Source organism: Ruegeria sp. CDSC045 (assembly GCF_059610725.1).
In genome coordinates this window covers 77,649-95,044 of the sequence record NZ_JBXWOE010000004.1, presented here as the reverse complement: position 1 = coordinate 95,044, position 17,396 = coordinate 77,649, and the positions used below count along the sequence as shown (strand labels likewise).

The 17,396-nt window shown below is 56.0% G+C and carries 16 protein-coding genes; 15 read left to right on the top strand and 1 reads right to left on the bottom strand.

Features of this window, described 5'->3' with window-relative positions; genetic code table 11:
• The first annotated feature begins 39 nt into the window (after positions 1-39).
• On the top strand, positions 40-2,475 hold the full coding sequence (locus tag AC2FH6_RS09760; protein ID WP_496702307.1) for a GcvT family protein: 2,436 nt from the start codon (positions 40-42) through the stop codon (positions 2,473-2,475).
• An 88-nt stretch (positions 2,476-2,563) separates the two neighbouring features.
• Complete coding sequence (locus AC2FH6_RS09755; protein ID WP_271949993.1) at positions 2,564-3,535, top strand: LysR family transcriptional regulator; 972 nt, start codon at positions 2,564-2,566, stop codon at positions 3,533-3,535.
• Between the two features lie 2 nt (positions 3,536-3,537).
• Here AC2FH6_RS09755 and AC2FH6_RS09750 read toward each other — a convergent pair whose 3' ends face one another.
• Entirely contained in the window at positions 3,538-4,557 is a 1,020-nt protein-coding gene (locus AC2FH6_RS09750; RefSeq protein ID WP_496702305.1) for a LacI family DNA-binding transcriptional regulator, read from the bottom strand.
• Positions 4,558-4,820: 263 nt separating this feature from the next.
• Between AC2FH6_RS09750 and AC2FH6_RS09745 the strand changes: the two genes are divergently transcribed.
• The 13 genes from AC2FH6_RS09745 to AC2FH6_RS09685 all read left to right on the top strand — a co-directional run bounded on the left by AC2FH6_RS09745 (position 4,821) and on the right by AC2FH6_RS09685 (position 17,295).
• The gene (locus AC2FH6_RS09745) at positions 4,821-7,115 is read left to right on the top strand and encodes a bifunctional salicylyl-CoA 5-hydroxylase/oxidoreductase (RefSeq protein ID WP_496702303.1); all 2,295 of its coding nucleotides are present in this window, start codon (positions 4,821-4,823) and stop codon (positions 7,113-7,115) included.
• Positions 7,112-7,843 carry an SDR family NAD(P)-dependent oxidoreductase gene (locus AC2FH6_RS09740; RefSeq protein WP_496702301.1) on the top strand — a complete coding sequence of 244 codons (732 nt, stop codon included), beginning with the start codon at positions 7,112-7,114 and terminating at the stop codon, positions 7,841-7,843. Before AC2FH6_RS09745 ends, AC2FH6_RS09740 begins: the two co-directional genes overlap by 4 nt.
• On the top strand, positions 7,840-8,307 hold the full coding sequence (locus AC2FH6_RS09735) for a MarR family winged helix-turn-helix transcriptional regulator (RefSeq protein ID WP_142637787.1): 468 nt from the start codon (positions 7,840-7,842) through the stop codon (positions 8,305-8,307). Before AC2FH6_RS09740 ends, AC2FH6_RS09735 begins: the two co-directional genes overlap by 4 nt.
• On the top strand, positions 8,297-9,097 hold the full coding sequence (locus AC2FH6_RS09730) for an enoyl-CoA hydratase family protein (protein ID WP_496702299.1): 801 nt from the start codon (positions 8,297-8,299) through the stop codon (positions 9,095-9,097). The genes AC2FH6_RS09735 and AC2FH6_RS09730 overlap by 11 nt, the downstream gene beginning before the upstream one ends.
• Complete coding sequence (locus AC2FH6_RS09725; RefSeq protein ID WP_496690011.1) at positions 9,097-10,248, top strand: acyl-CoA dehydrogenase family protein; 1,152 nt, start codon at positions 9,097-9,099, stop codon at positions 10,246-10,248. Before AC2FH6_RS09730 ends, AC2FH6_RS09725 begins: the two co-directional genes overlap by 1 nt.
• On the top strand, positions 10,248-11,858 hold the full coding sequence (locus AC2FH6_RS09720) for an AMP-binding protein (RefSeq protein WP_496678005.1): 1,611 nt from the start codon (positions 10,248-10,250) through the stop codon (positions 11,856-11,858). Before AC2FH6_RS09725 ends, AC2FH6_RS09720 begins: the two co-directional genes overlap by 1 nt.
• Positions 11,859-11,984: 126 nt before the next feature.
• Complete coding sequence (locus AC2FH6_RS09715; protein ID WP_496701247.1) at positions 11,985-13,115, top strand: ABC transporter substrate-binding protein; 1,131 nt, start codon at positions 11,985-11,987, stop codon at positions 13,113-13,115.
• A gap of 52 nt (positions 13,116-13,167) precedes the next feature.
• Complete coding sequence (locus AC2FH6_RS09710) at positions 13,168-14,088, top strand: branched-chain amino acid ABC transporter permease (RefSeq protein WP_496702297.1); 921 nt, start codon at positions 13,168-13,170, stop codon at positions 14,086-14,088.
• Positions 14,089-14,090: 2 nt separating this feature from the next.
• Positions 14,091-15,071, top strand: coding sequence for a branched-chain amino acid ABC transporter permease (locus tag AC2FH6_RS09705; RefSeq protein ID WP_496702457.1), 981 nt, complete (start codon positions 14,091-14,093; stop codon positions 15,069-15,071).
• Positions 15,064-15,813: an ABC transporter ATP-binding protein gene (locus tag AC2FH6_RS09700; RefSeq protein WP_282027717.1), complete on the top strand. Its 750-nt coding sequence runs from the start codon at positions 15,064-15,066 to the stop codon at positions 15,811-15,813. Before AC2FH6_RS09705 ends, AC2FH6_RS09700 begins: the two co-directional genes overlap by 8 nt.
• Positions 15,810-16,496, top strand: a complete 687-nt coding sequence (locus tag AC2FH6_RS09695) for an ABC transporter ATP-binding protein (protein WP_496702295.1) — start codon at positions 15,810-15,812, stop codon at positions 16,494-16,496. Before AC2FH6_RS09700 ends, AC2FH6_RS09695 begins: the two co-directional genes overlap by 4 nt.
• Positions 16,496-16,903, top strand: coding sequence for an acyl-CoA thioesterase (locus AC2FH6_RS09690; protein ID WP_496701245.1), 408 nt, complete (start codon positions 16,496-16,498; stop codon positions 16,901-16,903). Before AC2FH6_RS09695 ends, AC2FH6_RS09690 begins: the two co-directional genes overlap by 1 nt.
• Positions 16,900-17,295 carry a RidA family protein gene (locus AC2FH6_RS09685; protein ID WP_496701243.1) on the top strand — a complete coding sequence of 132 codons (396 nt, stop codon included), beginning with the start codon at positions 16,900-16,902 and terminating at the stop codon, positions 17,293-17,295. Before AC2FH6_RS09690 ends, AC2FH6_RS09685 begins: the two co-directional genes overlap by 4 nt.
• Positions 17,296-17,396: the final 101 nt, after the last annotated feature.

Sequence of the window (17,396 nt, the reverse complement as noted above, 5' to 3'; positions counted from 1 at the left end):
TTTCAGCAAAACCTATTGGGGTTCAGAGGAGCAAAGCCAATGAAGTCGCGGACAAAAGTAGTGGTAATTGGTGGCGGGATCGCTGGGTGTTCAACGCTGTATCACCTGACGCAAGAGGGATGGACAGATGTTGTCCTGGTCGAGCGGGACGAGCTGACCTCGGGCACCACATGGCATTCCGCGGCGCAGGTGACGAATTTCGGAACAAACCAAACCATGGTTGGGCTGAAATCCCATTCGATCAAGCTGTACCATGACCTGGCTGCCAACCCGGACTATCCCATCAACTATCACCACGGCGATGGCGGGATCAGGCTGGCGAATACCGAAGCGCAGATGCAGGGATACCGCCATTTCGCGTCGATGGCCCGGGGGATGGATGTCCATTTCGAGGTTATTGATGCCGAAGAATGCGCTCGGCGGCACCCTCTGATCTCGACCGAAAACCTAATTGGCGGGCTGTGGGATCCTTTGGACGGGGATATTGATCCGGCTCAGCTGTGTCAGGCGTTGGCCCGGGCTGCACGTTTGGCCGGGGCCGAGGTGTACCGGAATACCCCGGTTGTCGGGTTGACCCAACACAAGGATGACACCTGGACGGTGCAGACCGAACACGGTGATATCGACTGTGACATCGTGGTGAATGCCTGCGGATATCGTGTGAACGAAGTGGGCGCCTTGATGGGGGTGCACCACCCCGTGGCCTCGATGGAGCATCAGTATTTTCTGACAGAAGATATTCCTGAAATCCGCGATGCCGGCCACCGAATGCCTTTGCTGCGATGTCCGATCAGCGATTTCTACTGTCGACAAGAAAAGAACGGCCTCTTGCTGGGGTTCTATGAACAGGGCTGCAAGACCTGGGGCATGGACGGGATCGATCCAAATTTTGTCAATGCACTGTGCCCGGACGATCTGGACCGTGTCTCGGATGTGCTGGAGGGCGCTTTTGCCCGGATGCCTGCTCTGTTGGAGGCCGGGATTCACACCGTCGTCAACGGGCCGATCACCTACACGATTGATGGTGCGCCGCTTGTCGGGCCGATCCCGGGCAAGCGCAACGCCTACTGTATCATCGGCCTGCGGGCGGGGTTAGGTGAGGGCGGTGGCCACGGCTGGTTGCTGGCCCAGCAGATTGTGCATGGAGAGGCCTGTTATGACACCTGGTGCCTGGATCCGCGCCGGTTCACAGACCACGCGAATGTGGAGCTGACGGCACTGAAGGCAGTTGAGGATTATCAAAACGAATTTCGCTTTCATCTCCCGCATGAACACCGCTCCGCGGGGAGGCCTGCTAAGACCACTGCTTTGACCCCGGTTCTGGCGGCCGAGGGCGCCGAATTCACTGTCGTCAATGGATGGGAAAGGGTGGATTACATCAAGCCTGACCCCAGCTTTGAACCGACCCTCAGTTTCGATTTTGACGAAACCTATGATCTGGTCGGGGCCGAGGTGGCAAATGTTCAGTCCAATGTCGGATTGTCCGAGGTGAATGGTTTCAACCGTATCGAGATTACCGGCGCGGATCGGCATGCCTTTCTGGATCGTCTGTTTTGCGGTGCTGTCACGCGCCGCGACGGCAGGGTTGGGCTGGGCTATCTTTTGAACCATCACGGGATGGTCAAAGCCGAAGCGACTGTGGCGAACCTGCCCGCCAGCGATCGCGGCCCTGCCCGGGTCTGGTATGGCTCGGCGGCGGCAAGTGAATTCCACGATATGGATTGGCTAAAGCAGAACCGCCACCACGATGAAGACGTGCATTTACGCAGTCTGACCAACGACTGCACCATTCTGATCCTTGCCGGCCCGAAATCACGTGATGTGCTGGCGTCCTGCGCGCGCGGTGATTGGTCCCCGGCAGCTTTTCCATGGCTGAGCGTCAGGGAGTGCTTTGTTGGCTTCGCTCCGGCAACGGTAATGGCGGTGAGTTTTTCTGGCGAACTTGCATATGAAATCCACGTTCCCAACCCTTCGCTTTATAGCGCATATCTGGCGCTGCGGCGGGCTGGAGAGCGCTTCGGCCTCAAGCTGTTTGGCGCTCGGGCGATCGACTCCATGCGGATGGAAAAGACGTTCCTGCACTGGAAGGCTGATTTGATCACCGAGTTTGATCCTTTTGAAACAGGTCTGAATCGGTTTGTGAGGTTGGAAAAGGGCGACTTCATCGGGCGCGATGCCCTGCTGAACCGTGATGCTGATGGGCCGCGCAGAAAACTCGTGCCGCTCCGGTTGGAAACCGAACAGGGATCTGCCCATGCCGGGGCTTCGCTGATGCTGGGTGACACGATTGTCGGAACAATCACCTCGGGCGAGTGGGGGCACCGCACCGGCCTCAATCTTGCCCATGGATTTGTCGATCCGTCACTTGCAGAAATCGGGTGCAAGATTGAGTTGGATCACTGTGGAATACGGGTCAACGCAACGGTGATCGCACCTTCGCCCTATGACCCGGACCATAGCAGGCTCCGGGCTTGACGCAGAACGGGCTGCAAGTTCATCATTGCAATGAGGGGCGTTCTTTGTTTCGCTAGTTTTGATGTAATCGAAACAACGGACTGTAAATGTGCCAAAGTCGCTAAGCCTCCGCTGGCTGGAAGTTTTTCAGTTGGTCGCAAAGTCAGGATCGATCCAACAGGTCGCATCGGAAACCGGTTTGTCCATCAGCACAGTTTCCAATCACCTACGAAGCCTTGAGACCGCGTTGGGCATTGATTTGGTGGATCACGGGCGTCGTCCAATGGGTCTGACACCTGCCGGTGAAGTCTATGCGCGCCATGTCCGCGATGGGCTGATCGTTTTGAAAAAGGCCGAGGCGGAGATCCGGTCGGGTAACTGGCGCCATGCGACGGATTTGAGGCTGGCACTGATTGATGATTTCGACAATCAAATCTCGCCAGACTTGTTTCGGTTTCTTGCGCATGCTTTGCCGCGCTGCAGTTTTCGGCATTTCACACGCCCCAGCCATGAGATCATTGCCAAGTTACAGGAACACAAGCTGGATGCAGGGGTGGCGACCCGACCGTTCGAACGGACCGAGGGCCTGATCGAATACCCGTTGATGCGCGACCCTTTTATCGTTGTTTTGCCCGGAGCGTTCAGTGGCATGCCCGAGGAGATGTTTTCATCAAACGCAGAATTGCCGTTGCTGCGCTATTCGCGTGATTACGTGATCGGCAAGCAAATTGAGATACAGCTCAGGCGAGGTAAATTTGATCTGCCCAACAGGTTCGAACTGGAATGCAATCAGTCAATCATAGGATTGGTCGCTGAAGGCACCGGTTGGACCATCACCACGGCCGCAAGTTTTCATAGGGCCCACAGATTTCACGACCAAGTTCGGGTGGTGCCATTTCCTGGCCGAAACTTTGTAAGAACAGTGTCTTTATTCACGACCGACGTATACCCCGAGACCACTTCGAAGCTAATCCAGAGAGCGATGGGAAAGCTCATCCGTCAACATTTTACCGACCCGATGTGCGCAAGTCACGCCTGGTTGAAAGGTGAGTTTCGCACCATGGAAAACGAGGCCGCCTGAAGTCAGCCGGGTCGCCCCAGCGATTGGCGTTCGACCAAATTGGTTCGCAACTGTACATTGCAACTTTCGGTGGGCTTTTCGATCAATCCAACCAGTTCCAGCGCAGCCCGTCGACCCATTTCCCGATGTGGGACATGCACGGTCGTCAAGCCTGGATCGGTGATCTGCGCCAGTTCGATATCGTCGAACCCTGTGACGGAGACGTCCTGAGGAACTCTAAGCCCCATCTCCTTGGCCCGGCGCGACGCACCGATAGCCAGAACATCGTTCCCGCACAGCACCGCTGTTGGTCGATCTTGCCGAGACATCAGACGGGAAAACGCCTCTGCCCCGTTTTCGATTTCATATGGCGTTTCTACGATCGTCAGCTGGTCATTTGGGATGTTGTTGCGGCGCATTGCTTCTTGCACCCCTTCGATCCTCAGTCGGGCACGGTCGTTTCCGGTGCTGACACCAGAAATCATACCCAGGGTTCGGTGACCCAGCTTGATCACTTGATTTGCCAGTTCGGCCATGGCCGCACGGTTGTCAAATCCGACCGAAGGGACTGGTGCGTCTGCCTGAAACGACCAGGCTATCAGAACCGGAATCCTGCGCTTTGCGAGATAGTCATAGATCCGCGAGTCTCGATCATGCCCGATCAGCAGCAACCCATCCGCCCCCCGTGCGACCAGGTTGCGTATCTGCTCTTCTTCGATCTCAGGCTGATAGGCCGAACTAGAGACAAGCAGGGTATAGCCATGCTGGCGCAGCTCTTCCTGAAAGGCCTGAAGTCCACGCGCAAAGATCGCGTTTTCCATGGTGGGAATGATGGCGCCGATGGTGTGCGACCGTCTGGCAGCCATAACACGTGCGGCAAAATTCGGCGTGTATCCCAAAGCGTCAACGGCAGACTGAACCCGATCACGCGTAGCCTGCACCACCAGGTTCGGAGAATTGAGGCAACGTGATACCGTGGCGGTCGATACGCCCGCGAGTTTCGCAACATCCTCCAGGGTCGGTGCAGTTTTTGCCTTTGGCATTGTCAAACCTGAAATTTGATTTTGCAAATATGTGTAAGCTCTGCGCCGTTCAGGTGAAAGCGAAATGTAACCGCTTACAGAGATTGATTGCTTTGTCGCAGGCAAACCGGTGCCGGCTTGGCTCAGGAAAATACCAACCCGTCGCGATTTTGTGGTTGGATATTCAGAATGTAGAAACTTCAAGTATAAAATATTTTTACTTGAAGGGATGCGCCACCTGGTCTAGCGTTTCAGGTAAAGCTGCGAATGGGGGGAAGGTAACGATGCGTGTTGCATGTCTCGGCGGCGGGCCGGCTGGCCTCTATTTCGGGATTTCAATGAAGCTCCGCGATCCGGATGCCGAAGTGGTTGTTATCGAGCGAAACCGCCCGGATGACACCTTTGGCTGGGGCGTCGTGTTGTCAGATGAGACGCTGGATAATCTTGCAGCCAATGACGCAGCCAGCGCGGCGGTGATACGTAAACACTTTGCCTATTGGGATGACGTAGCACTTGTGCATAAAGGTCAGCGCACCGTGTCCAGCGGCCACGGATTTTGCGGGATCGGACGCAAGCAACTGCTGCTCATTTTGCAAGACCGAGCGCGCGAGCTTGGTGTCGAGATGCGCTTTGAGACCGAGGCGGCATCAGCCTCGGACTATATGATGAACTTCGACGTCGTTGTGGCTTCGGACGGGCTGAACTCCAAATCACGGGCCGAGTTCGCAGATGTTTTTCGACCCGATATAGACCAACGACGGTGTCAGTTCGTCTGGCTGGGTACGCATCAGAAGTTTGACGACGCCTTCACCTTTATTTTTGAGGAAACGCCAAAGGGCTGGGTCTGGGCACATGCCTATCAGTTCGACCGGGATACGGCGACTTTCATCGTGGAATGCTCGCAACAGACCTTCGATGCTTTTGGGTTTGGTGAGATGACCAAGCAAGAGTCCATCGCTTTGTGCGAAGACATTTTCAAAGATCATTTGGGCGGCCATCCCTTGATGAGCAATGCCAGTCATATCCGCGGCTCGGCCTGGCTGCGGTTTCCTAGGGTCTTGTGCGAAAAATGGAGTTACAAAAACCTGGTATTGCTGGGAGATGCCGCAGCGACTGCACATTTTTCCATTGGCTCGGGAACAAAGCTGGCACTGGAAAGCGCTATAGCGCTGGCTGACTTCCTCCATAAAGAAGATACGCTTGAAGCGGCTTTCGCGCGGTATGAGGACGAGCGTCGTCTTGAAGTGTTGCGCCTGCAATCGGCAGCGCGGAACTCGGTCGAATGGTTCGAGAATGTCGAACGTTACCTCGATCAGGATTCGGTTCAGTTGAATTACGCGATGCTGACACGGTCTCAGCGGATCAGCCACGAGAACCTGCGCCAACGCGATGCCAACTGGCTGGGGCATGCCGAGGCATGGTTCATGCAACAGTCTGGGGGCGCGGTTGATGGTCCGGCCCGGCCCCCGATGTTTGCGCCATTTCGCCTGCGGGGGATGCAGTTGAAGAACCGGATCGTGGTGTCACCCATGGCGCAGTACAAGGCGGTTGATGGGTGCCCGGTTGACTGGCACCTGATCCATTACGGTGAAAGGGCCAAAGGTGGCGCCGGGCTGGTATACACCGAAATGACCTGTGTCAGCGCCGAAGGCCGGATCACCCCAGGATGCCCGGGGCTTTATGAGCCCGAACACGAGGCCGCATGGGCTCGACTCACCGAATTTGTCCATGCGGAAACCGACGCCAAAATATGCTGTCAAATCGGCCATTCGGGCCGCAAAGGTTCAACCTGCATCGGGTGGGAAGGAATGGACCAGCCGCTGAAGGAAGGAAACTGGCCTTTGATATCAGCTTCGGCGATCCCTTGGTCCGACGGTAACGCTGTGCCCAGCGCGATGGATCGTGCAGATATGGATAGGGTCACGTCCCAATTTGTGACCGCAACCCGGATGGCAGATCGTGCTGGGTTTGACATGATCGAACTGCATGCGGCGCATGGCTACCTCATCTCGTCCTTTATCTCTCCTTTGTCGAACACGCGCGACGACATGTATGGGGGCAGTCTTGAAAACCGTATGCGTTATCCGCTTGAAGTTTTTTCAGCTATGCGGTCGATCTGGCCCAAAGATAAGCCGATGGCGGTGCGCATTTCTGCCAATGACTGGGTCGGACCTACTGGTGTGACGCCGCAACAAGCTGTGGATATAGCGGCGATGTTCGATGCGGCGGGTGCAGATATAGTGGATGTTTCCGCCGGGCAGACTTCGACCGATGCCAACCCGGTTTACGGCCGTATGTTCCAGACCCCTTTCGCGGACCGCATTAGAAACGAATGCGGCATCAGTACTATGGCGGTGGGGAACATCTATGAAGCCGATCACGTAAATTCGATTCTCATGGCCGGTCGTGCGGATCTGGTGTGCCTTGCCCGGCCTCATCTGGACGATCCGTACTGGACCTTGCACGCGGCTACGGCGTTGGGGGACCGGCAGGAAACTTGGCCCCGCCCCTATGAAGCCGGGCGGGATCAGGCTTGGCGCCTGGCAGATCGCATGGCGGAAACGGCGGGTGAAGTATGAAACATGTCGTCATAACCGGCGGCGGCACCGGCGTTGGTGCGGCTATAGCCCAAGATTTCGCGAATGGCGGAGCAGTCGTTACCATTTTGGGCCGTACAGAGGCCAAGCTGCAGCAGCAAGCTTTGCCGTATGTCCTTTGTGATGTGACCGATGACAAGCAGGTCCTAGCTGCTATTGAAACAGCACGGGCAGAACGCGGCCCAATTTCAATAGCGATTGCGAATGCCGGCGCGGCCCATTCGCTTCCGTTTCATCGGATGACAGCCGATGATCTGCGGACCCTGACGGATGTGAATCTGGTGGGTGTTTTCAATCTTTGGCAGGCGGCTTTGCCTGACATGCAAGCCGCAGGAGCGGGCCGTCTGATTGCCATCGCGTCCACCGCCGGATTGAAGGGCTATCCTTATGTTTCCGGCTATTGTGCGACAAAACATGCGGTGGTCGGGCTGACGCGGTCTCTGGCGGTCGAACTTGCGGCGACGGGCATCACCGTCAATGCGGTTTGCCCGGGGTTTGTGGAAACGCCGATGTTGGATCGCTCGATTGCGAACATCGTCGAGAAGACGGGAATGAGCGCAGAAAATGCGGTGAAAAGCCTGAAAAAGATAAACCCACAGGGTCGTTTCATCCAGGTCGAAGACGTAGCAGGTGCCGTGAGGTGGTTGTGCTCGGATGCGGCAAATTCAGTCAATGGCCACGCGCTTAGCCTGTCCGGAGGCGAGATATGAACCCAAACCCGCTTCAAGCACCATTGGAAGATCCATCCAAAGAGAGGTTGCGGTTATGGCTGCGGCTGCTCAAGACCACGCGTGGCATCGAGGCGGCACTAAGAGAGAACCTCAGAGTAGAGTTTGACACGACACTGCCGCGTTTTGACGTGATGGCAGCCCTGTCGCGGTTCGAAGATGGGCTGAAGATGAGCGAAATCTCGGGTGCGCTGCGCGTTTCGAACGGGAATGTGACCGGAATCGTGGATCGGCTGGCTGATGACGGCCTGCTAGTGCGCGTACCTGTGCCTGGGGATCGTCGTGCCCATCGCGTACGCATGACACAAAAAGGATGCGAGGAATTCGCACGTCAGGCCGCGGCGCATGAGGCTTGGATATCCGATATGCTTGGCCAGTTTTCCGCCGAGGACGCCCGCACTCTGACAACCGAACTCACTATTTCGGAGGAAATCGATGGCCAGTGACGTCAAACATTTTCGCTGCGAAATCCGGAACCGGGTTGCAACGATTGCACTGAACCGACCAGAGCGTAAGAACCCTTTGACCTTCGACAGCTATGCCGAACTACGTGATTGGTTCAGGGATCTGGTCTATTCAGAAGAGGTAGATGCAGTGGTGTTCGCCTCAAATGGTGGCAATTTCAGCTCGGGCGGCGATGTGCACGATATCATCGGTCCGCTAACGCGCATGAAGATGAAGGACCTGTTGCTCTTCACGCGAATGACCGGAGATCTCGTCAAGGCGATTGTGAATTGTGGTAAGCCGGTGATTGCTGCCGTGGACGGTATTTGCGTGGGGGCCGGGGCCATCATCGCTATGGCTGCGGATTTGCGTATCGCCACCCCGCAGGCCAAATGTGCATTCCTGTTCACGCGGGTGGGGCTGGCAGGGTGCGATATGGGGGCCTGCGCCATCCTGCCCCGTATCATCGGGCAGGGGCGTACGGCCGAACTGCTCTATACCGGACGCAGCATGACCGCTGATGAGGGGCTTTCCTGGGGGTTCTACAATGCAGTGGTTGATCCATCCGAGCTTGACGCTACCGCGCAATCTCTGGCTGACCGTATCGTGGCAGGCCCCAATTTTGCGCATATGATGACCAAGACCATGCTGGCGCAGGAGTGGTCTATGTCGATCGAACAGGCAATCGAAGCAGAGGCGCAGGCCCAGGCGATCTGTATGCAAACCGGAGATTTTGAACGCGCCTACAAGGCCTTTGTTGCAAAAAACAAACCAGTATTCGAGGGCGATTGATGGCAGATCAGAGCTTTCTTTCGTGGCCATTCTTTGACCCTCATCACCGGGGCTGGGCGGATCGGGTGCAAGAGGTCGCTCGGGGACTGACTATTGACCATGGCGACCCGGACCAGGCTTGTCGCGATCTGGTCCGCCAGCTGGGCGACGCAGGGCTGCTGCAGCCTACTTCGGACGAAAGCGGCCATTTGGATGTCAGGACGCTGTGCCTCAGCCGTGAAACACTTGCCCGCCATGATGGGTTGGCCGATTTCGCCTTTGCAATGCAGGGGCTTGGAACCGGTGCGATCTCGTTGTTCGGCTCAAAAGGCCAAAAGGCGCATTGGCTGCCGCAAACGCGCTCTGGTCAGGCTATCGCGGCCTTTGCATTGACTGAACCTCAATCGGGGTCGGATGTGGCAAATTCGACAATGACGGCTATCCGTGATGGCAACGACTTTGTCCTGAATGGTGAAAAGACATGGATATCGAACGGGGGTATCGCAGATGTCTACACCCTGTTCGCCCGTACTGGCGAGGCACCCGGGGCCAAAGGGTTGTCAGCTTTTATCATCACTCCTGATCTGAAGGGTTTCGAAGTTGTCGGGCGCCTGGACACAATCGCGCCACACCCATTGGCGACTTTGCGTTTCAATGATGTGCGTGTGCCGGCTAGCGCGATGATCGGTCAAGCTGGCGCAGGATTTCGTATTGCAATGTCTGTGCTGGACCTGTTCCGCCCGACGGTGGCCGCCGCTGCGCTGGGATTTGCACGACGCGCGCTGGATGAGGCGCTGACACGGGTATCGGAACGGCAGGTGCAAGGCGCCCCGTTGTTTGATTTGCAGATGGTGCAGGGGCACATCGCCGAGATGGCATTAGATGTCGATGCTTCGGCGCTTTTGATCTATCGGGCAGCGTGGGCCAAGGACAGCGGAGCGGCGCGCATCACACGTGAGGCGGCGATGGCCAAGCTGTTTGCTACCGATCAGGCGCAGTTGATTATCGACAAGGCGGTTCAGTTGTTTGGTGGCGACGGGGTGCGTTCTGGGATGGCGGTAGAATCTCTGTACCGAGAAATCCGTGCCTTGCGCATCTACGAGGGCGCCTCGGACGTTCAAAAAGTAATTATTGCACGTCAGACGATGGCCGCGCACATGGAGGGAAGGTGATGCTTGGACCGTCTGCACATACCGACACGTTCAGCCGCGATAACCTGCCCCCCCAGGATCAGTGGCCCGACTTCCTGTTGGCGGGTTTTGCATATTCCGATCATGTGAATGCAGCATATGAGCTGACCGATGCCATGGTTGCCAAGGGCTTTGGTGATCATACCGCTTTGATCGGCAATGGTCGGCAACGAACATATAAAGAGCTCAGCGACTGGACCAACAGGCTGGCACATGTATTGGTCGATGACTTGGGGGTCGAGCCGGGAAACCGGGTGCTGATCCGATCGGCTAACAATCCGGCAATGGTTGCGTGCTGGCTTGCCGCAACCAAGGTGGGAGCGGTTGTCGTCAATACTATGCCGATGTTGCGCGCTGCAGAACTGATGAAAACTGTCGATAAGGCGGAAATCCAGTTTGCATTATGTGATACCCGGCTGATCGACGAAATGCAGTCCTGCGCCAGTGATAGCCGGTTCCTGCAGCGGGTTGTCGGGTTCGACGGAACTTCAAACCACGATGCCGAGCTTGATCGTCTAGCACTTGAAAAACCGGTACAGTTCGATTGCGTTAAAACCGGGCGCGACGACGTGGCCTTGTTGGGTTTCACCTCCGGCTCGACAGGTGAGCCCAAGGCCACCATGCATTTTCACAGAGATATTCTGATCATTGCCGACAGCTATGCGCGTGAGGTGTTGCAGGTCGTTCCGGAGGACGTTTTTGTTGGTTCTCCACCTTTGGCCTTCACATTCGGGTTGGGTGGTCTGGCGGTGTTTCCGTTGCGGTTCGGCGCGACTGCAACCCTGTTAGAACAAGCCTCGCCTGCGGGCATGATCGAGATAATCGAAAAATACAAAGCGACTGTCTGTTTCACTGCGCCAACCGCCTATCGGGTCATGCTGCAGGCGATGGATGACGGTGTAGATCTGTCTAGTCTGCGTGCGGCTGTGTCGGCGGGCGAGACCTTACCGCAGCCAATCTATGACGAGTGGATTTCCAAGACAGGCAAACCAATGCTCGACGGGATCGGCGCGACCGAGATGTTGCACATCTTTATTTCAAACCGGTTTGACGATCACCGCCCAGCCAGTACCGGCAGGCCGGTTACCGGATATGAGGCCAAAGTACTAAACCCAGACGGAACTGAAGCTGCAGTTGGGGATATCGGACGCCTGGCTGTTCGTGGTCCGACAGGGTGCCGGTATCTGAATGATAAGCGGCAGGCGGGTTATGTGACAGATGGGTGGAATATCACTGGTGACAGCTTTTATCGGGACGCAGAGGGGTATTTTCATTTTTCTGCGCGCAATGACGACATGATTATCTCGGCCGGATACAACATAGCCGGACCCGAAGTCGAAGCCGCACTTCTGGCGCATGAAGCCGTTGCGGAATGCGCGGTGATCGGCGTCCCAGATGCTGAGAGGGGTCATATTGTCCAAGCACATGTTATTCTGGCTTCAGGTACGGCTGATGACGCTATGCGCGAAGCCCTTCAGGCTCATGTGAAATCTATGATTGCCCCGTATAAATACCCGCGCTCGATCCGGTTCTGCGATGGTTTGCCCAAAACCGCGACCGGAAAAATCCAGCGTTTCCGCCTGAAATCATGATCAATGTATGTAGAATATAGCGGGCAGAAAGAATGTAAGAAAAAGACCGAATTGCCAAAGGCATAGACCGAACGTTGAGAATAATGACATAAATCGCGTTCATAGGGCCAACGAAGGGAGAAGACGATGAAGAGACTATTGGCGGCTGCAGCGATCACCGCGCTGTGCGCGACGGGTGTTACAGCGGAAGTTAAGGTGGGGATGATCACAACGCTTTCAGGCGGCGGGGCCGGTTTGGGCATCGACGTACGGGATGGGTTCATGCTTGCGATTGCTCAATCGGGGCGGAATGATATCGAGGTGGTGATCGAAGACGACCAGCGCAAACCGGATATCGCGGTACAGCTGTCAGACAAGATGATCCAATCCGAACGTGTAGATGTGATGACCGGTATCATCTGGTCAAACCTGGCGATGGCGGTTGTGCCAGCCGCCGTGAACCAGGACGTTTTCTATCTGTCACCCAATGCGGGCCCGTCACCTCTGGCGGGGAAGGGCTGTCACCAGAACTATTTCAACGTCGCCTGGCAGAACGACAACCTGCACGAGGCCGCGGGCGCATACGCCAATGGTGCGGGTTACAAGAGCAGCTTCATACTTGCTCCGAATTACCCGGCGGGTGTCGACGCGCTGACTGGCTATAAACGCTTTTTCGAAGGTGATCTGGCCGGTGAGATCTATACCGAGCTTGGCCAGACTGATTATGCAGCTGAAATCGCGCAAATCCGCGCAAGCGATGCGGATAGCGTCTTTTTCTTCCTGCCCGGCGGGATGGGGATTTCGTTTCTGAAGCAATATGCCGACAGCGGGATCGATCTTCCAGTTGTTGGCCCAGCCTTCAGCTTTGATCAGGGCATTCTGCAGGCGGTAGGCGATGCGGCGCTGGGCGTGGTGAACACTTCGCAGTGGAACAAGGATATCGACAACCCGACCAACGCTGCCTTTGTTGAAAGCTTTCAGGCAGAATACGGACGTCTGCCCTCGCTTTACGCCAGTCAGGGATTCGATACCGCTAACCTGTTGCTTGCCGCGCTTGACAAGGCTGACCCGTCAGATGCGGATGCCTTCCGCGAAGCGCTGAGGGCGGCGGATTTCAACAGCACACGAGGGGATTTCAGCTTTGGCCCGAACCATCATCCGGTTCAGACCATCTATGCGCGCGAAGTGATCAAAGAAGGTGATGTATTTACCAATAAGATCCTTGGCGTAGCTCTTGAAAACCACTCTGATGCCTACGCGGCCGAATGCAAAATGTAACTGAATTTCTGCCTGCCCCTAAAAGTGGGGCGGGCAGATCACCGGAGTTTCCATGTCCTCGATCCTGATTATCGAGCAGATCCTGAACGGGCTGCAGTTCGGCGTCATGTTGTTTTTGATGGCTGCTGGCCTGACGCTGATCTTCGGGGTGATGGGCCTGATCAACCTGGCCCATGGCTCTTTGTACATGGTGGGTGCATTTGCCGCTGCAGCAGTTGCAGGGGCGACCGGGTCATTTCTGCTTGCTCTGATTGCTGCTCTGGCTGCGGCCGCACTGGCAGGGGTGATCGTAGAAATGCTCGTTATCCGGCGGCTTTATCAGGCACCACATTTGGATCAGGTTCTGGCCACCTTTGCTCTGATCCTGATCTTTTCCGAAGGGACAAGGTGGGTCTTTGGGTCTTTCCCATTGTTTTTGGATATTCCAGCGGCACTTTCGGGTCCGATCACGCTGCAGGGCGGGATCGAATATCCCCTCTATCGCCTAACCCTGATCGGGATTGGTCTTGCTGTTGCAGTAGGTTTGTGGACCCTGATCGAACGCACGCGTTTGGGTGTGCAGATACGGGCCGGTAAGAACGACCGGGAAATGATTGCCGCACTGGGCGTCGACATCTCGAAACTTTACACGTTGGTCTTTGCATTAGGTGCGGCGCTGGCGGGGCTTGCCGGTGCTTTGGTTGGGGCAATTCAGTCGGTACAGGTGGGCATGGGTGAACCTGTTCTGATCCTGGCCTTCGTGGTTATCGTAATCGGTGGCATAGGCTCAGTTCGGGGGGCGTTCATCGGGGCGCTATTGGTTGGGCTAACCGACACGCTGGGCGGGGTTTTCCTGCCCGAGCTGTTCAAACTATTCATGGAACCGGGAGCCGCTCAGAAAAGCGGCTCGGCTCTGGCATCAATGGGAATCTATGTCCTGATGGGACTGGTCCTGATCTGGCGCCCAACAGGTCTGTTCGGAGCCCGCGCATGAGAATGAATGAAAGATACATCAATGGCCTGATGATCGCCGGCCTGCTGGCGCTGCCCCTTTGGGCGCTGGCCGCGGACCAGCCCTTCACAATCACGCTTGTGACGCGGGCGGTGATCTTGGCGCTTGCAGCGGTTGGTCTGAATGTCATCCTGGGAATTGGGGGGTTGGTCAGCTTTGGCCATGCTGTTTTCTTCGGGATCGGCGGCTATGCGATGGGCATTCTGACCTATCACGCGCAGACCTACACGGCACTGGATCTGGGCTTGATTTCTATCGAAGGCAGTAAATCCATGCCCGTGATCTGGATAGTTGCGATGCTTACTTCGGGCATTGCTGCCTTTTTCGTCGGTCTTCTGTCCCTAAGAACGTCAGGCGTTTATTTCATCATGATTACGCTGGCCTTCGGACAGATGTTTTACTACTTCGCAATTTCTTGGGCGCAATACGGGGGCGAAGACGGATTATCCATCTATGTTCGCAACGGTTTTCCCGGCCTCAACACATTGGATCCGATCCAGTTTTACGGCATCTGTTTCGCGCTGCTATGTCTCGTCCTGTTCCTGTTTGCGCGGATGCAAGCCGCGCCATTCGGGCTGGCTCTTAATGCGACACGGCAATCTACGGCGCGAGTCGAGACTGTGGGATTGAACCCCATGCGGCTGAAACTTCTGGCCTTTGTTCTGTCCGGCGCTGTCACTGGTCTGGCCGGGGCGCTGTTTGCCGATCTCAACCGGTTCGTTTCGCCGTCTATGTTCAGTTGGCAGCTTTCGGGCGAATTGATTGTGCTGATAATCATCGGAGGTGTCGGACGCCTGATGGGTCCGGTAATTGGGGCTTGCGTGTTTGTCGCGCTCGAGCATTTTCTGGGTGAACTAACCGATTTCTGGCATGTATATTTGGGTATTGTTCTGCTGTGCATCGTTCTGTTTGGTCGCGGTGGCCTGATTGGGCTGCTAACCGGGAAAGAGGGGGCAAATGTCTGATCCGGTCCTTGCCACCGAGAGTCTGAACAAAAGCTTTGGTGCGTTAAAGGCTACGGATAACGTCTCGATTGATCTCAGGCCAGGAGAGATCCACGCCATCATTGGTCCGAATGGAGCGGGAAAATCCACGTTGATCCAGCAGATCTGCGGAGGTTTGCAACCGGATTCGGGGCGTGTTTTGCTGTGCGGACAGGATGTGTCGGACCTTGGCACGCAAAAGCGGGCAAGGGCAGGGATGGGGCGGACGTTCCAGATATCGGAACTGTGCATGGAAGATACGGTTCTGGAAAACGTCGTGTTGAGCGCCATGGGTGCGGAAAACCTCGTATGGCGGTTCTGGAAACCTGCCTTGAAACGGCCAGAGCTGCTCGAAAGGGCCGAGGCTGCGCTGGAAAGGGTGGGCCTGGGCGATGAACGCGAAACGCGTTGCGCAAATCTCAGCCATGGTCAACGCCGCCAGCTTGAAGTCGCCGTGGCTTTGACTTTGTCACCTAGGGTCTTTGTCATGGATGAACCGATGGCCGGGCTTGGCGCTGGAGGGTCCAAACGGTTGACCGGATTTCTTGACGGTCTGCGGGAAGAGGCGCCCATACTGCTTGTCGAACATGATATGGACGCCGTTTTTGCGCTGGCTGACCGGATCAGCGTATTGGTCTATGGCAAGGTGATCGCAACCGGGACGGCAGATGAAATCCGCGCAAGCCGTGAGGTGCGCGATGCCTATCTGGGGGATGAGGCATGACTTTGTTGCGGGTAGAAAACCTGACCGCGACATACGGTGTCAGTCAGGCGTTATTTGGGGTCGATCTTTCTCTGGCGCAGGGCGAGGTTACAGCCCTTATGGGGCGAAATGGGATGGGCAAGACCACGACTGTCAAAGCCATTTGCCGGATGATCCGGTCCGAGGGCACTCTGTCGCTGAACAATCAGAATCTGCACGCTTTGCCCAGCTATAAGGTCGCGCGTCTTGGTGTCGGGCTGGTACCCGAGGGGCGCCGGTGCTTTGCCGACCTGACGGTGCGCGAGAATCTGATCGCCGCTGCCAGACCCGGTGACTGGACATTGCAGAAGGTGGCTGAACTGTTCCCACGGTTAGAGGAACGTCAGGGCCAAGGGGCAGCCTCACTATCCGGCGGAGAACAACAGATGCTGGCTATCGGGCGCGCCCTGATGACAAATCCGCAGCTCTTGATCCTCGATGAAGCAACCGAAGGGCTGGCTCCGATCGTGCGGCAGGAAATCTGGTCGGTCTTGCATCGCCTGAAACAGGAAACCAATGTTTCGATCCTGTTGATCGACAAGTCTCTGAAAGAGTTGGCGCTGGTGTCTGACCGCGCGGTCATTCTTGAGCGCGGTAAAACAGTCTGGTCTGGCGCGATGGTGGACCTCGGTCATGACATCACAGAAAAATATGTGGGGGTCTGATGACTTTTGAATTCCACCAAAAGGTTCTGTTCAAACATTGCGACCCGGCGGGGATTGTCTTTTTCCCGCGCTATTTCGAGATGATCAATGATTGCGTTGAGACCTATTTCGATCAGGTGCTATGCAAACCGTTTGAAGAGATTCATCCTGTTGGCGCAGTGCCTACCGCACAGATACAAACCCGATTTTCAGCGCCCAGCCGTCACGGTGACCATTTGATATTCCGGATGAAGATCACAAAGATCGGACGCAGTTCAGCCGAATACTCGGTCGTGGCCAGTTGTGCGCAAGAGGAGCGACTGACAAGCGTAGCAACGCTTGTTCATGTAGATTCAAAGGGCGGTCCAACGGCCTGGCCCGCAGACATCCGTAAAAATCTCGAGGCATTCAGGGACGACGCGCTATGAGCCACAAGACAATTCACCCCGATGGCTGGTTGCCTGCCAAAGGATATGCCAATGGCGTTTTAACCAAAGATGGAACGTTACATATCGGCGGGCAAATAGGATGGGACGCGAACAAGAAATTTGTCAGCGGCGGGTTCATCGGACAGATGAAACAGGCGCTGAAGAATATCGTTGATATTGTCGAGGCCGCTGGTGGCTCGGCCGGCGATGTGACCCGCCTGACCTGGTTCGTAACTGACAAACGCGAATATCTGTCCCTGCAAGCCGAAGTTGGTGCCGCCTATCGTGAGGTTTTCGGCAGGCATTTTCCTGCGATGTCAATGATCATCGTGGCGGGTTTGGTCGAAGACGAGGCCTTGTTGGAAATTGAAGCGACAGCACATTTATCCTGAAGGCAAGCGACATTGAAACGGGCCCAGCGGAATGAATATGAGCGATTTTCACCATAGGAGGTGAGAATTCTGCCAAACTTCTTTTCTGAAATCACAGGGCC

Bases quoted from the DNA above. Each gene is read 5' to 3' on its own strand.
- AC2FH6_RS09760 (WP_496702307.1), top strand. From the start codon at position 40: ATGAAGTCGCGGACAAAAGTAGTGGTAATTGGTGGCGGGATCGCTGGG.
- AC2FH6_RS09750 (WP_496702305.1), bottom strand. From the start codon at position 4,557: ATGCCAAAGGCAAAAACTGCACCGACCCTGGAGGATGTTGCGAAACTC.
- AC2FH6_RS09745 (WP_496702303.1), top strand. From the start codon at position 4,821: ATGCGTGTTGCATGTCTCGGCGGCGGGCCGGCTGGCCTCTATTTCGGG.
- AC2FH6_RS09740 (WP_496702301.1), top strand. From the start codon at position 7,112: ATGAAACATGTCGTCATAACCGGCGGCGGCACCGGCGTTGGTGCGGCT.
- AC2FH6_RS09735 (WP_142637787.1), top strand. From the start codon at position 7,840: ATGAACCCAAACCCGCTTCAAGCACCATTGGAAGATCCATCCAAAGAG.
- AC2FH6_RS09730 (WP_496702299.1), top strand. From the start codon at position 8,297: ATGGCCAGTGACGTCAAACATTTTCGCTGCGAAATCCGGAACCGGGTT.
- AC2FH6_RS09725 (WP_496690011.1), top strand. From the start codon at position 9,097: ATGGCAGATCAGAGCTTTCTTTCGTGGCCATTCTTTGACCCTCATCAC.
- AC2FH6_RS09720 (WP_496678005.1), top strand. From the start codon at position 10,248: ATGCTTGGACCGTCTGCACATACCGACACGTTCAGCCGCGATAACCTG.
- AC2FH6_RS09715 (WP_496701247.1), top strand. From the start codon at position 11,985: ATGAAGAGACTATTGGCGGCTGCAGCGATCACCGCGCTGTGCGCGACG.
- AC2FH6_RS09710 (WP_496702297.1), top strand. From the start codon at position 13,168: ATGTCCTCGATCCTGATTATCGAGCAGATCCTGAACGGGCTGCAGTTC.
- AC2FH6_RS09705 (WP_496702457.1), top strand. From the start codon at position 14,091: ATGAATGAAAGATACATCAATGGCCTGATGATCGCCGGCCTGCTGGCG.
- AC2FH6_RS09700 (WP_282027717.1), top strand. From the start codon at position 15,064: ATGTCTGATCCGGTCCTTGCCACCGAGAGTCTGAACAAAAGCTTTGGT.
- AC2FH6_RS09695 (WP_496702295.1), top strand. From the start codon at position 15,810: ATGACTTTGTTGCGGGTAGAAAACCTGACCGCGACATACGGTGTCAGT.
- AC2FH6_RS09690 (WP_496701245.1), top strand. From the start codon at position 16,496: ATGACTTTTGAATTCCACCAAAAGGTTCTGTTCAAACATTGCGACCCG.
- AC2FH6_RS09685 (WP_496701243.1), top strand. From the start codon at position 16,900: ATGAGCCACAAGACAATTCACCCCGATGGCTGGTTGCCTGCCAAAGGA.